Origin of the sequence: Ruminococcoides bili (genome assembly GCF_040093295.1) — a bacterium.
Taxonomy (GTDB): domain Bacteria; phylum Bacillota; class Clostridia; order Oscillospirales; family Acutalibacteraceae; genus Ruminococcoides; species Ruminococcoides intestinale_A.
In genome coordinates this window covers 42,791-57,954 of record NZ_JBBNJY010000005.1, presented here as the reverse complement: position 1 = coordinate 57,954, position 15,164 = coordinate 42,791, and the positions used below count along the sequence as shown (strand labels likewise).

Sequence of the window (15,164 nt, the reverse complement as noted above, 5' to 3'; positions counted from 1 at the left end):
AATTACAGTGGGAAGTAAAAAACAAGTTAAAGTCGGCAATGTGCTTGTCGGCGGTGGCGCGGAAGTAAGCGTTCAGTCAATGCTGAATGTACCGTCAACTGATATTGAGGGTTCGGTTAAACAGGCGGTTGAACTTGAAAAAGCAGGTTGTCAGATTATAAGAGCCGCTATTCCTAACAAGGATGCGGTTAAACTTATTCCGGCATTAAAGCAGGCTCTTACAATTCCCGTTGTTGCCGACATACATTTCGATTATAAATTGGCGCTTGAGGCTTGTGCCGCAGGTGTTGACAAAATTCGTATAAATCCGGGCAATATCGGTTCTGATGACAGGGTAAAGGCGGTTGCCAACGCTTGCCGTCAGAGAAATATTCCTATCAGAATCGGCGTAAATTCCGGCTCGCTTGAAAAGGAAATTCTCGCAAAGTACGGTCACCCCACACCGCAGGCGCTTTGCGACAGTGCGCTTTATCATGCGTCTTTGCTTGAAAAGTTCGATTTTAACGATATTGTTCTTTCAATGAAAAGCTCAACCGTTCCGTTTATGGTTAAGGCTTATGAGCTTGCAAACGAGCAGTGCGATTATCCGCTCCACCTTGGCGTTACCGAGGCAGGTACCGAACGAATGGGCATTATCAAGTCGGCTGCAGGTATCGGTTCGCTGTTACTTCACGGAATCGGCGACACAATCAGAGTTTCTCTTACAGCTGACCCTGTAAAGGAAATCTATGCCGCTAACGATATTTTAAAAGCGCTCGGACTTAAAAAGAGCGGTGTGCAGTTTGTATCCTGCCCGACCTGCGGCAGAACAAGAATTGACCTTGTAAAAATTGCGGGAGAGGTTGAAAACAGACTTAAAGACTGTAAAAAGAATATTAAAGTAGCCGTAATGGGCTGTGTTGTAAACGGTCCCGGAGAAGCAAGAGAGGCTGACATCGGAATTGCAGGCGGTGACGGCTGCGGTCTTGTATTCAAAAAAGGTGAAGTAATCAGAAAAGTTCCCGAGGAGCAGCTTGTTGACGCTCTTATGGATGAAATCGATAAATTATAATTCTTATAAGGAAGAATATGAAAACACTCGGAGAAGTCTTTAATCCGTATCTTGCGGATAAACCGCTCGCTGATGATATATCATCAGCCGAGCTTTTAAAACTTAATATTAACAGTAATAATCGCTCAATCACAATGACAGCCAAATTTGGCGGTCTTGTGTTGAGGGATAACCTTTTTGCTGCCGAAAAACAAATTTCCAAATCCGAATTAAATCTCGGCTCTGTCAGAATTAATCCGATTTATGATTCTGAACTTTTTTCAGCAGATTATTTTCCTGAGCTGTATAAGGCGGTTAAGCGTGATATTCCGAGTATTAACGGCACACTTAACAACGCATTTGTTACCTATGAGGAAGGTAATTTGCAAATCACACTTAATAACGGCGGCAAAAGCCTTTTAGATGCCAAGGGTTTTGACAAGGCTCTTAAAAGGCTTGTTGCAGAGGAATTTTCGCTTGAAATCAACATTATATATACAGGTACGCTTGAGGTTGACGGACAGAGCGAAGAATATATGCAGGCAATGAAAAATGCCGCAGAAAAAATCGAAAGACAAAAGATTGAAGAAAGCGTGCACGATACTGCGAGCAATGAGGCTGTTACAAAAGCTGTAAAGGAAAAGAGAAATTCCGATGCAGTGCAGGAAATTGAAGTGCGGGAGGGCAAGTTTTTGCTGCCGCAGATTGTTGAAGCCTCAATAAAACCCTTTTACGGCAGGTCTATACGAGGTAAAATCGAGCCAATCAGCACAATTGTTGCCGACACAGGCAGAATAGTCGTATGGGGCGATATTTTTGATATTGAAAAAAAGGTAACAAAGTCGGGAGATAAAAATATTTTTGTAATCGACATTACCGACTATTCGGGTTCTACATCCGTAAAAGTTTTCGGAACAATCAAAGACACTGCAATTCTTGATAACCTGAAAAAAGGTGACACTGTAGTTGTTCAGGGCGATGTCGAATATGACCGCTACGCAGGCGAGCTTATGCTTATTGCAAGGTCAATCGGCACTGCAAATAAGGTTAAGGTTGTGGATAAAGCGGAGGAGAAGCGTGTCGAACTGCATTTGCATACGAATATGTCGCAGATGGACGCAGTAACCTCGGCAGGCGACCTTGTAAAAAGAGCCGCCGATTGGGGACACCCGGCAGTTGCAATCACAGACCACGGTGTTGCACAGGCTTTCCCTGACGCTATGAAAGCCGCCGATAAAATTAATAAAGACGGCGAAAAAATCAAGGTTATTTATGGCACAGAGGCTTACTTTATGGATGACCTTGTAGAATCGGTTTCGGGCAAAAGCGAAGAACCGCTTGACGGCACATTTATCTGCTTTGATATTGAAACTACCGGTCTTTCCGCAAATCGTGACAAAATCACAGAAATCGGTGCCGTAAAGGTTGAAAACGGACAGATAACCGATACTTTTTCAACTTTTGCAAATCCGGGTATGCCTATTCCCGCAAAGATAACCGAGCTTACGGGCATTACCGACGCTATGGTAAAAGACGCACCGTCACAGAGCGAGGCTGTTAGCGCATTTCTTGAATTTGCAGGCGACAATGTGCTTGTTGCGCATAATGCACCGTTTGATACCTCGTTTATCCGTAAGGCTTGCGAAAATATGAACAGGGAGTACGACTACACTTCCATTGACACCGTTGCAATTTCAAGAGCCATTTTGACCGATATTAAAAACTGCAAGCTGGATACCGTTGCAAAGTATTTGCGACTTGGCGACTTTAATCATCACCGTGCAACCGACGATGCGGAAATGCTTGCAAGAATTTTTATAAATCTTTGTACCCGTCTTAAAGATGACTACAATATTACAAAAACCAACGAAATCAATACACAGATTGCAGGCGGCGGTGACTTCAAAAAACTGCCGACTTATCACCAAATAATTCTTGTAAAGAATTTAACAGGTCTTAAGAATTTGTATAAATTGATTTCTTACGCTCATCTCACATATTTTTATAAAAAACCGAGAATACCTAAGAGTGAGCTTGTTAAGCACCGTGAGGGACTTATAATCGGTTCGGCTTGTTGTGCAGGTCAGCTGTATCAGGCTATACTTCTCGGAAAGCCGTGGCCTGAAATCAAAGCAATTGCATCATTTTATGACTACCTTGAAATTCAGCCTGCGGGAAACAATAATTTTATGATTCGTGAGGGCAGATTTGCCAATGAGGCAGAACTCCACGAAATTGATAAGACTATAGTAAAACTCGGCAAAGAACTCGGCAAGCCTGTTTGTGCTACTTGCGATGTTCATTTTATGGACCCGAAAGACGCCGATTACAGAAAAATTCTTATGGCGGGTCAGGGCTTTAAAGATGCCGAAGACCAAGCTCCGCTTTACCTTAGAACCACAGCGGAAATGCTCAAAGAATTTGAGTACCTCGGCAAAGAAAAGGCATACGAAGTTGTTGTAAAAAATCCACGCAAAATTGCCGATATGTGCGAGTCGATAAGACCTATTCCGAAAGGAACTTTCCCGCCTAACATTGAGGGTGCGGAGGAAGAACTCGTTTCTATCACATGGGAAAGGGCAAAGGAAAAATACGGTGACCCTCTTCCTGAAATTGTTAAGGCTCGTCTTGACAAAGAACTTAATTCAATTACAACCTACGGTTTCTCCGTACTTTATATGACCGCTCAAAAACTCGTTGCCGACAGCGAGGCACACGGTTATCTTGTAGGTTCCAGAGGTTCTGTAGGTTCGTCATTCGTTGCGACAATGTCTGGTATTTCCGAAGTAAATCCGCTTTGTCCGCACTATATATGCCCAAAATGTAAACACAGCGAATTTATTACAGACGGCAGTTACGGTTCGGGTTTTGATATGCCTCCTAAGAATTGCCCCGAGTGCGGCACTCTTATGGACCAGGACGGTCACGAAATTCCGTTTGAAACATTCCTTGGATTTAAAGGCGACAAAGTACCTGATATTGACCTTAATTTCAGCGGTGAGTATCAGTCAAAATCGCACAGATACACGGAGGAACTGTTCGGTAAAAACAATGTGTTTAAGGCGGGTACTATTTCTACCGTTGCGGAAAAAACCGCTATCGGCTATGTAAAGGGTTATGCCAACGATAAGGGTATGATTCTTCATAAGGCTGAAATCAAGCGACTTGCTCTCGGCTGTACGGGCGTTAAGCGTACAACGGGTCAGCACCCGGGCGGTATGGTTGTTGTACCGAGAACAAGCGAAGTTTACGACTTCTGTCCTGTTCAGCACCCTGCAAACGATATGAAGTCCGACAATATTACCACTCACTTCGACTTCCATTCTATTCACGATACAATTACAAAACTTGATGAGCTCGGACACGATGTTCCGACAATTTATCACTATCTTGAACTTTATACGGGTATTCCCGTTATGAAAGTATCAATGAGTGACCCCGAGGTTATGAGCCTGTTTACATCAACCAAAGCTCTCGGTGTAACTCCCGAAGATATAGGCTCAGAAACAGGTACATTCAGCTTGCCCGAATGCGGTACTTCCTTTGTACGAGGAATGTTGGTAGAGGCTAAGCCAAAAACATTTACCGACCTTTTGCAGATTGCAGGTTTGTCACACGGAACAGGTGTATGGCTTGGCAATGCGCAGGAGCTTATTCATAATCATACCTGCGATATTTCAAGCGTTATCGGTACTCGAGATTCCATTATGACTTACCTTATGCATAAGGGACTTGAGCCGGGTATGGCATTTAAGATAATGGAAATTGTCCGTAAAGGTAATGCGACAAAATTGCTTACCGAAGAACATTTCAAGGCGATGAGAGATAACAATGTTCCCGAATGGTACATTGATTCCTGTATGAAAATTCAGTATATGTTCCCGAAAGCCCACGCCGCCGCATATATGATTTCTACATTGCGACTTGGCTGGTACAAGGTGCATAAGCCTGTTGAATATTACGCAGCTTACTTTACGGTACGAAGCGAAAACCTTGACGGTGTTGTGCTTATGCAGGGACATCAGGCTGTTAAAAACAGAATGAAACTTATAAAGCAAAAGCAAAGCGCCCACGAATCGTCTACAAAAGAAGATCAGGAGTACGCTACACTTCAGATTGTAAATGAAATGCTTGCAAGAAAAATTGAAGTTCTGCCTGTTGACATTTACAAATCCGAGGCTAAAATGTTCAAGGTTGAGGACGGCAAAATAAGACTTCCGTTTTCAACAATTCCCGGACTTGGCGAAAGCGCCGCAATATCTCTCGCTGAATCGGGAAAGGTAAATACATACCTTTCCATTGAAGAAATGCAGATAAAGACAAAGGTTTCCAAGTCTATTATTGAGTCGCTGAAAAATATCGGCGCACTTGAGGGACTTCCGGAAAGCTCGCAGATGTCATTGTTTTAAGGAGTGGCGTAATAAATGAAAAAACTTTTTACATTAAAAAATGTACTGATTTGCATTCTTTTTACAATATTTTTGCTGTTTGTAAAGGATAATTTCAGTGTGGTATGGAACGCAATTTGTATGTTTGCATCTATTCTGACACCGTTTGTCATAGGATTTTTGTTTGCGTATATTTTGAATTTTCCTTACAAATTCTTTTATTCAAAAGTATTCGGATTTTTGAAAAACAAAAAAGCTTTTTTTGCGAAAATGCGCAAACCGTTATCTATAATTTGCACATATACGGCGGTAATTGCCGTACTCGGATTTTTGATTGCCATTCTTGTTCCGCAGATCGGCGACAATATTTCGAGCCTTGTTGAAAGAGTGCCGTCATATTTTAATTCAGTATATGAATGGCTTTCAAACGTTGCCGATTGGGCTAATAAGACTTATAATGCAAACATTGATATTGACGCATCTTTTGCTCAACTCGGCAAAGAGATTGCAAAGAATTTAAACGGCACTACAATTGCAAATTTCTCAAAAAATGTGTTGTTTGATACTCTTCTACCTATGATTACAAACACCACGGCGGGAATTTATAACTTTATTATGGGTATTGTAATTTCCGTTTACTTCCTGTCAGCAAAGGAAATGCTGTGCAGACAGGTAAAGCGCCTTGCCGTTGCGTTCATTCCGATAAAATTCTTGCCTAAAGTTTATGAGATTGTCGATATTACCGATACAAAATGCGGTAGATTCCTTGTTGGCGACATTATTGACGCCGCTTTTATCGGAGTGCTCACATTCATTACAATGTCTATTTTCCAATTGCCGTATGCCGCATTGATTGCGGTTCTTATCGGCGTAACAAATATTATTCCTTTTTTCGGACCTTTCATAGGTGCAATCCCGAGTGCTATTATTCTTTTCCTTGAAAGCCCGTGGGATATGATTATATTCATTGCGATTGTATTTGTTATTCAACAGCTTGACGGCAATCTTTTCAAGCCGAAGATTATCGGCAGTCAGGTCGGACTTTCAAGTTTCTGGGTACTTTTCAGCGTTATCGTCGGCGGAAGTTTATTCGGTATGGTAGGCTTTATTTTAGGTACTCCTATATATGCGGTAATTTATACGCTGATCGGCAAAAGAGTTAAAAACGCTATTGACAACAAAGGCAAAATTGCTCAGGAGGCACTTGACTTTGAGGTACTGAATTATGTAAAGATTGCCACAGAACAAAAGAAGATAAGAGAAGAAAAGGAAATCGCTCAAAAGGAAAAGCTTTTGAAGTTTATCAAACCCGATAAACATACAAATTCCGAAAGCGATGACGATAATAAAGACGACAAAGAATAATATTTATTTTGCAGAGCAGTAAAATTGTTTGCTGCTCTGTAATTAAAAATATTTTTGTTAAAAAATTGACAAGTATATTTTTATATGTTATTATATTAGCATATTAGCACACTAAAGCGTTTTATAAAGAGGTTTTTATGAAAAAGAATTTAAAAATTACCCCCGAAGGAATGAAAGATTTTCTTTTTGCGGAGTGTTCGGCAATGGACGATGTATGCGGCAAAATAGAAAAGGTATTTACAAAGGGTGGTTTTAAGAAAGTAATCACACCGGGCATTGAATTTTACGATATTTTTTCAATGGAATGCAGCGGAATTGACCAGCAGTCAATGTTTAAATCAGTTGACAACAAAGGCAGACTTCTTGTTATGCGTCCCGATTCAACACTTCCGATTGCAAGAATGGTGTCGTCAAGACTTAAAAACAGCATTATGCCTGTAAGACTTTACTATAAGCAGGCAGTGTACAGAAATAACCCTACTCTTATGGGCAGAAGAAATGAATTTATGCAGATGGGCGTTGAATTGCTCGGCGTAAAGGGCAAGAGGGCAGACCTTGAGGTGCTCTCTACAGCAATCAGAGCGATTATGAGCGTAGCTGACGATTTCAGAATCGAGCTTGGACACGCACAGGTATTTAACGCACTTATCAGTGAAATAGATATTGACGAGGATTTCAAAGAGAAAATCAGAGTTACCATTGAGGGCAAAAATTATTCTGCTCTTAATAACCTGCTTGACAAACTTGAGCCTTGCAAGGCTGTAACCGCTATCAGAAGTTTGCCGTCGCTCTTTGGCGGTGACGAAGTGTTTGACAAGGCAACAGAGCTTTGCAGCGGCACAAAGGCTGTTGACGCACTCAATTATTTACATACACTCTACGATTCGCTTAAAACTCTCGGACTTGGGGACAAACTCATTGTTGACCTCGGTCTTGTACAGAGAAACGATTATTATACAGGTTTTGTTTTCTGCGGATATATTTCAGGCATAGGCGACGCAGTTCTTTCGGGCGGCAGATACGATGACCTCCTTTCTGAATTTGACGCTCCTATGGGCGCAGCGGGTTTTGCGATTGATACGGACGCAATCACAGAAAAACTGCTCTCGGACAAAAACACAAGCTATACTGATATACCCGATGTTCTTGTATATGCAAATGACGGTGCGGAGATTAAAGCAATCAACGCTGTTGCCGATATGCAGAAAAACGGAATTAATGCCCGTTTCTGCGTGCTCGAAACACTTGAAGAGGCAAAGGCTTTTGCAGAAAAAATGGGTATAGAAAAAGTACAGATTATCGGCTGAGTGTGAAAGGATTTTTCAAATGAAACCATTAAGAATAGCTCTTACAAAGGGCAGACTTGAGAAAACAACTATTGAGCTTTTTCAAAAAATCGGTTACAACTGCGACGAGGTTATCAATAAGGGCAGAAGACTTATTCTTCCGATTGGTGACAACGACTTTGAGGTTGTGCTTGCAAAGGCGGCCGATGTTATTACATATGTTGAGCACGGTGTGTGCGACCTCGGTGTTGTAGGTAAAGACACCATTCTCGAAAACGGCAATTCTTTTTATGAATTGCTCGACTTAGGCTTTGGCAAATGCAGATTTGCCCTTGCTACTAAAAAAGGCACAGATTTTTACAGTGGCTACAACACAAAGACTATTGCAACTAAATATCCGAATGTAACCCGTGCATTTTTTGACGATAAAAATATGGATGTCAGAATTATTAAAATTGAAGGCTCTGTAGAGCTTGCTCCGCTTGTCGGACTTTCTGACGGCATTGTTGATATTGTAGAAACAGGTTCAACACTCAAGGCAAACGGACTTGAGGTTATTGAGTGGGTAACTGAAATTTCGGCAAGACTGATTGCAAACACAGCAAGCCTTAAACTTCGCAAGGCTGAAATTGAGGAACTTCAAAAGAAACTGGAGGCTGTAACAAAATGATTACTACTGTAATTGCTGACGGCAAAAAGGAATATGATTTTATAGAATTGCTCAAGAGCAGAGCACAAAACTCGGATAAGAATGTTATTCCGATTGTGTCTGAAATCATTGAAAATGTTAAGACAAACGGCGACAAGGCGGTATATGACTACACCGTTAAATTTGACGGCAAAGCACCTGAAAAAGCAGAGATTTCTGCTGATGAAATCGACGCCGTAATTTCTGAATGTGACCCTAAATATATCGAAACAGTAAGAAAAGCCGCAAAGAATATTGAGGATTTCCATAAGCGTCAGGTTCAGCAGAGCTGGCTTACCACAAAGAATAACGGCGTTATTATGGGACAGCGTATCAGAGGTTTGAAGCGTGTCGGCATCTATGTTCCCGGCGGTACAGCTGCGTATCCGTCATCTGTACTTATGAATGCAATTCCCGCTAAAATTGCAGGTGTTGAGGAAATTGTAATGTGCACACCTCCTATGAAAAACGGCAAGCCAAACCCAAATATTCTTGCTGCCGCCAAGCTTGCGGGTGTTGACAGAATTTTCCTTATGGGCGGCGCACAGGCTGTTGCTGCTATGGCATACGGCACAGAGAGCGTACCTAAGGTTGACAAGATTGTAGGTCCGGGCAATATCTTTGTTGCCACAGCCAAAAAACTCTTATACGGTACAGTTGATATTGATATGATTGCAGGCCCGAGCGAAATTCTTATTATTGCCGATAAATCGGCTAATCCTAAGTTTCTTGCCGCCGACCTTATGAGCCAGGCAGAGCACGACAAACTTGCGTCTGCAATTCTTCTTACAGACTGCGAAGAACTTGCAAATCAGACTGTAAAAGAGCTTGAAAGACAAGTTCAGACCCTTTCGAGAAATGAAATTATAAATTCTTCGCTTGACAATTTCGGTGCGATTATTGTGTGCAGTGATATGAAACAGGCCGTACTTTTCGCAAACGAGCTTGCTCCGGAGCATCTCGAAGTATGCTGTGAAAATCCGATGGAGTATGTAGGCAAACTCGACAACGCAGGTTCGGTATTCCTCGGCCACTATTCACCTGAACCTCTCGGCGACTATTTTGCAGGTCCTAACCATGTTCTTCCTACAAGCGGTACAGCAAGATTTTTCTCACCGCTCTCTGTTGACAGCTTTGTTAAGAAATCAAGCTTTATCTGCTACACAGAAGAGGCATTAAGAAACGATGCGCAGGATGTAGTTCGCTTTGCGGACACAGAGGGACTTACAGCACACGCAAATTCAATCAAAGTCAGATTTGAGGACATTGATTTTGAATAAATGATTTTGAGTTAAAATGAATAGTGATTTGACAGAGTGTTTTGTCAAAAAATTATTTGATTTAAATTTACGGAAATTATTAAAATTTTGTAATATTTATTGTAAATCGTCTTTAAAAAGGATATAATCATATAGACTGAGCTTTTAGGCTCTGTTTAGATAACTTATTTGAGGTGAGAAAATGCGCCAAACAGAAATCAGCCGTAAAACCAAAGAAACCGACATCAAGCTTTCACTTTGTCTTGAGGGCGGAGATATTTCAATTGACACAGGCATTGGATTTTTTGACCATATGCTCAATTCGTTTGCCACACACGCAGGCTTTGGTCTTGAGCTTAAGGTTAAGGGCGATTTGTATGTTGACGAGCATCATACAGTTGAGGATACGGGTATAGTCCTCGGCAAGGCATTTTCTCAAATTTTAAAAGATAAATCTTCTATCGACCGTTTCGGCAGTTTTTATGTACCGATGGACGAGGCGCTTGCGTTTGCCTCTGTCGATATAAGCGGCAGACCTTTCCTTGTATTTGACGCAGAATTTCCGCAGGAAATGTGCGGTCAGTACAATTGTGCAATGACTGTTGAGTTTATGAGAGCACTTGCTTACAATGCAGGCATTACTCTGCACATAAAGTCTTTGTACGGTGACAATTCTCACCATATTACAGAAGCAATTTATAAAGCGGTTGCTCACGCATTAAGACTTGCCGTAAAGGAAAATACTTCAAATAAGCCTCTTTCCACTAAAGGAGTGTTATAAATGATTATTTTACCTGCAATAGATATTAAAGACGGTAACTGCGTAAGACTTTTTAAAGGTGATTACTCAACAGTAGAAAAGGTGTGCGACACACCATATAAGGCTGCCGAACAGTTTAAAGCGGCAGGCGCACAGTATATGCATATGGTTGACCTTGACGGCGCTAAGGACGCTACTCTCGCAAATGCAGACCTCATCATTGATGTGGCAAAGCAGAGCGGACTTAAGGTAGAAGTAGGCGGCGGTATTCGTGATATGGCTGCTATTGAGCGCTACCTCAACAACGGCATCGACAAGGTTATATTGGGTTCGGCGGCTGTAAAAAATCCTGACTTTGTAATTGAGGCGGTAAAGGCTTTCGGTGACAAAATTGTGGTTGGCATTGACGCTAAAAACGGTATGGTTTGTGCCGAGGGTTGGATTGACGAGTCGGAAATCAACTACATAGAGCTTGCAAAGCGTATGGAGGATATTGGCGTTGGTCAGATTGTGTTTACCGATATTGACCAGGACGGTACACTTGCAGGCCCTAATTTAAAGCAGCTTGACGACCTTGTTCACGAGGTAAACTGCCGAGTAGTTGCAAGCGGCGGCGTATCTGTTCTTAAAGACATAATCAACCTTGCGGAGCTTGATGTTTACGGCGCAATCTGCGGCAAGGCTATCTACACAGGCAACCTCGATTTGAAACAGGCTATTGAAATTACAAGCAAGATTTAAGGAAAACACTATGGAAAAAAATATTGATTTTGATAAATTTTTTGTGAAATCAGATTTAATTCCTGCAATTATTCAGGAAAAATCAACAGGTGAAGTGCTTATGCTTGCCTATATGAATAAAGAGAGTATGAAAAAGACCTTTGAAACAGGATACACATGGTTTTGGTCAAGAAGCCGTCAGGAGCTTTGGAACAAGGGCGCTATATCGGGACATCTTCAAAAAGTAATTGAAATTTTCGGAGATTGCGATGACGATACTTTGCTTATTACGGTTGAGCAGACAGGCGCAGCTTGTCATACAGGCAATCATTCCTGTTTTTATACACAATTAAAATAATATATAAAGGGTGAATACAAGTGAACGAGAATGAAATTCTTTCAGCACTTTATCAGACAGTTGTAAACAGACGAGATAATCCAAAGGAAGGTTCATATACTTGTTACCTGCTTGACAAGGGAATTGACAAAATTCTCAAAAAAGTAGGCGAGGAGTGCAGTGAAACAATTATTGCCGCAAAGAACGGCGACAACAGCGAAACTGTTTATGAGATTGCAGACCTTATTTATCATCTTACGGTTATGATGGTTCAGCAGAACATCCCTCTTGAAGATGTGCTTGCAGAGCTTGACAAGCGCAGCGAAAAGACAGGTAACTTAAAGAAGTTCCATACTGTTGATAAAAATTCCTGATAAAACAAAAACCCTATGGCAAATGTCATAGGGTTTAAAAATGTGTAAATTTTATTTATGCGGCAACCATATATTTTGAAAGCGCATTTGTAAAGCTTTCTGTCGGCTCGGAGCTTAAAACAAGCTCAACAGGCTTGTTAATATCTAACGAGAAAAATCCCATAATAGAGTGTCCGTCAATGGCGACATCGCCGTTTTTTATCATTATAGTTTCGTGGGGAAATTTTGTGAAAATTTCAAATACATCCATAATTTCTTTTTGACTTGTAATTGTAATCGGAATATTAAACATCTTATATCACCTCGTTAAAATAATAACAGCACTATAATACCATTTTTTTGACATTAATTCAATAACAAAATAAGCAATATTTTAAAATCCACATATTATACGAAAAAAAGGAAAATCAGTATGAATTTTAATATAATTACCCTCGGTTGTAAAGTAAACCAGTATGAATCACAGGCAATGCGTGAGGATCTTCTGAAAAACGGATTCGAACTTGCCAAGCCAAACACACCTGCCGATATTACTGTTGTAAACAGCTGCACCGTAACTTCGGCAAGCGACGCTAAAAACCGTAAACTTATCAATAAAATCCGCAGAGAAAATCCTGACGGAATTATTGTGCTTACAGGCTGTATGCCGCAGGCTTTTCCCGACAGACAGGAAAATTTTGAGAATTGCGACATAGTGCTCGGAAACGCAAAAAGAGCGGAGCTTGTTCCCGCAATTTACGAATATATTGAAAATCATATGAAAAATGTTTTTATATCACCGCACCCTGTAAAAAACGAGAAATTTGAAGATTTATCCATATCTTCTCTCGGCGAGCATACAAGAGCATTTATAAAAATCGAGGACGGCTGTAACCGCTTCTGCTCATACTGCATTATTCCTTTTGCGAGAGGCAGAGTTCGTTCAAAGAGCATAGAGGCGCTTAAAGCCGAAGTGGAAAAAATCGCAAACAACGGTTATCTTGAGGTTGTGCTTGTAGGTATTAATCTTTCCGCATACGGTCAGGACGAGGGACTTAACCTTGCCGATGCCGTTGAATGTGTGTGCGCACAAGAGGGAATCGAGCGTGTCAGACTTGGTTCTGTTGAGCCGGAGCAAATGGACGAACCGATGATAAAAAGGCTTGCCGCTCAACCTAAGTTTTGCCCGCAGTTCCACCTTTCACTTCAGAGCGGCTGCGACAACACATTAAAAGCAATGAACAGACATTACGATACCGCCGAGTACAGCAAGATTGTATCTAACATCAGAAAGACATTTGACAATTCTTCAATAACCACCGATGTTATGGTTGGATTTGCAGGGGAAACCGAAGAAGACTTTAAAGATTCTATGAATTTTGTAAAGCAGACAGGCTTTGCAAAGGTACATGTGTTCCCGTATTCAAGAAGAAAAGGCACGGTTGCCGACAAAGCGCCTAACCAGATAGCGCCGAATATCAAGGAGCAGAGAGCCAAAGAGATGGGCGAGCTTGTTGCCGAGTCAAGAGCGGAATTTCTGAAAACACAGGTCGGTCTTACTGAGTCTGTGCTTATTGAGCGACTTCGCCACGGCTATCTTGAGGGTTACACAAAAAACTACACACCTGTTCATATTATATCCGACGACGAAAACCTTTGCGGTCAGATTGTGAATGTTAAAATTACATCTGCCGAAGATGATTACTGTATGGGTACTGTTGTTTGATTTTCAGCATCAAAATTATTGCTCATAGCCTTTGAAAGATTAGCAATTTCCGTACTTGCGTTTTCGTCTTTAAGTGCAGAGTATGAGTAGAGCATAATTCCGCTGACTTTTTCGTTATTAACAGCTATTTTATATTCGTCGGCAAGAATATTGTTGCTGTAAAGCCAAGTGCCCTCGTCGGCATCGCTGTTTGCTTTATAGCCTGCCAATCCGACATATAGTTTTACCGATTTATTAATATCAAGCTCAGACCATGCGGTGAGGGAATCTTCAAATGTCAATGCGGGATTGTCAAGGCTGTAATAAAGCTGCGGGCAGATATAGTCCACAAAACCTTTGCAGATACACCATGTCTTTACATCGGCGTAAATCTGTGCATTGTTGTCGATATTTCCCTGTGGGGAAATGCCGAATTCCACATCATCACTGATTTTATGTATTGCCCTGTAAGTATCACAAATCAGAGTGTTTACATTGGCAAGCCGCCAATTATCAATTGACATACAGTTCATTTCGCCTACGGTTTCCACATAATCGGCATATTCCGTATCGTCAAAATCACTGTCTTGCGTGGGATAAAAATAATCGTCAAATTGTATTCCGTCAACATCGTAATTTCTTACAATTTCGGTTACACCGTCGATTATAAGGTTTCGTGCCATTTTGTTTGCGGGATTTAAAAAAATTCCGTTTTCGGTTTCTTCGCCTATTTCGTTGTCAATCACATACGGATTGGTTTCACTCAAGGCTTGCGGAGTGCTGTCTGTGCTGATTCTGTACGGGTTCACCCATGCGTGAATATCAAGGTCAAGCTGCGAACAGACCTCGCACATTACCTCAAGTGCGTCATAACCCGGATTTACTCCCTGTTCGCCGCTCAAAATGTGCGAATACGGAAAAAACTTTGAATCGTACAGTGCGTCACAAAACGGACGGACTTGTACTATAAGCGTGTTAAATCCTGCATTCTTACTGGTGATTGCTATGTTTTTAAATTTTTCTCTGAATGAGGCTTCACTTTTGTCGGTTTCGTTCTGCATATCAAGTTCTATGTAAGAAACCCACACGCCACGCATTTCTTTTTCGGCTTTTTTCGGCTGCTCATCGACTGCACTGTCGATTGTGGCAGTGTCAACCGTTGCGGTTGAGGTTGGTTTTACTTCGTTTTTCACCGAGTACGCTCGTGCCACAAGGGCGGTTATCAGCAGAACGGCAGATACAATTACAGGTGCAAGTTTTTTTACAGACATCT

The 15,164-nt window shown here is 41.4% G+C and carries 13 protein-coding genes; 11 read left to right on the top strand and 2 right to left on the bottom strand.

Annotated features, from left to right (window positions below; genetic code table 11):
• Positions 1 to 7 precede the first annotated feature (7 nt).
• The 10 genes from ispG to hisE all read left to right on the top strand — a co-directional run bounded on the left by ispG (position 8) and on the right by hisE (position 12,207).
• Positions 8 to 1,051 (top strand): flavodoxin-dependent (E)-4-hydroxy-3-methylbut-2-enyl-diphosphate synthase, encoded by a 1,044-nt coding sequence (gene ispG, locus AAAY30_RS02835; protein ID WP_337781711.1) that lies wholly within the window; start codon positions 8 to 10, stop codon positions 1,049 to 1,051.
• A gap of 17 nt (positions 1,052 to 1,068) precedes the next feature.
• Positions 1,069 to 5,439, top strand: coding sequence for a PolC-type DNA polymerase III (locus AAAY30_RS02830; protein ID WP_499215612.1), 4,371 nt, complete (start codon positions 1,069 to 1,071; stop codon positions 5,437 to 5,439).
• A gap of 15 nt (positions 5,440 to 5,454) precedes the next feature.
• Entirely contained in the window at positions 5,455 to 6,783 is a 1,329-nt protein-coding gene (locus tag AAAY30_RS02825; protein ID WP_337781713.1) for an AI-2E family transporter, read from the top strand.
• A gap of 137 nt (positions 6,784 to 6,920) precedes the next feature.
• Complete coding sequence (hisZ, locus tag AAAY30_RS02820) at positions 6,921 to 8,090, top strand: ATP phosphoribosyltransferase regulatory subunit (RefSeq protein WP_419563717.1); 1,170 nt, start codon at positions 6,921 to 6,923, stop codon at positions 8,088 to 8,090.
• Between the two features lie 19 nt (positions 8,091 to 8,109).
• The gene (gene hisG, locus AAAY30_RS02815; RefSeq protein ID WP_022235148.1) at positions 8,110 to 8,739 is read left to right on the top strand and encodes an ATP phosphoribosyltransferase; all 630 of its coding nucleotides are present in this window, start codon (positions 8,110 to 8,112) and stop codon (positions 8,737 to 8,739) included.
• Entirely contained in the window at positions 8,736 to 10,037 is a 1,302-nt protein-coding gene (hisD, locus tag AAAY30_RS02810) for a histidinol dehydrogenase (RefSeq protein WP_337781715.1), read from the top strand. Before hisG ends, hisD begins: the two co-directional genes overlap by 4 nt.
• 181 nt (positions 10,038 to 10,218) lie before the next feature.
• Positions 10,219 to 10,797, top strand: a complete 579-nt coding sequence (gene hisB, locus AAAY30_RS02805) for an imidazoleglycerol-phosphate dehydratase HisB (protein WP_186934855.1) — start codon at positions 10,219 to 10,221, stop codon at positions 10,795 to 10,797.
• On the top strand, positions 10,798 to 11,517 hold the full coding sequence (gene hisA, locus AAAY30_RS02800) for a 1-(5-phosphoribosyl)-5-[(5-phosphoribosylamino)methylideneamino]imidazole-4-carboxamide isomerase (protein WP_022235145.1): 720 nt from the start codon (positions 10,798 to 10,800) through the stop codon (positions 11,515 to 11,517).
• A gap of 10 nt (positions 11,518 to 11,527) precedes the next feature.
• Positions 11,528 to 11,854, top strand: a complete 327-nt coding sequence (gene hisI, locus AAAY30_RS02795) for a phosphoribosyl-AMP cyclohydrolase (protein ID WP_302484066.1) — start codon at positions 11,528 to 11,530, stop codon at positions 11,852 to 11,854.
• A 20-nt stretch (positions 11,855 to 11,874) separates the two neighbouring features.
• Positions 11,875 to 12,207, top strand: a complete 333-nt coding sequence (gene hisE, locus AAAY30_RS02790) for a phosphoribosyl-ATP diphosphatase (protein ID WP_022235143.1) — start codon at positions 11,875 to 11,877, stop codon at positions 12,205 to 12,207.
• Between the two features lie 55 nt (positions 12,208 to 12,262).
• On the opposite strand, the gene AAAY30_RS02785 is transcribed toward hisE, so the two are convergent.
• Positions 12,263 to 12,499: a hypothetical protein gene (locus AAAY30_RS02785; RefSeq protein WP_022235142.1), complete on the bottom strand. Its 237-nt coding sequence runs from the start codon at positions 12,497 to 12,499 to the stop codon at positions 12,263 to 12,265.
• 120 nt (positions 12,500 to 12,619) lie between these two features.
• On the opposite strand from AAAY30_RS02785, the gene mtaB reads away from it, so the two are divergent.
• Positions 12,620 to 13,912 carry a tRNA (N(6)-L-threonylcarbamoyladenosine(37)-C(2))-methylthiotransferase MtaB gene (mtaB, locus tag AAAY30_RS02780; RefSeq protein ID WP_499215613.1) on the top strand — a complete coding sequence of 431 codons (1,293 nt, stop codon included), beginning with the start codon at positions 12,620 to 12,622 and terminating at the stop codon, positions 13,910 to 13,912.
• Here mtaB and AAAY30_RS02775 read toward each other — a convergent pair.
• Positions 13,888 to 15,162, bottom strand: coding sequence for a glycoside hydrolase family 10-like protein (locus tag AAAY30_RS02775; protein WP_499215614.1), 1,275 nt, complete (start codon positions 15,160 to 15,162; stop codon positions 13,888 to 13,890). The genes mtaB and AAAY30_RS02775 overlap by 25 nt on opposite strands.
• Positions 15,163 to 15,164 lie beyond the last annotated feature (2 nt).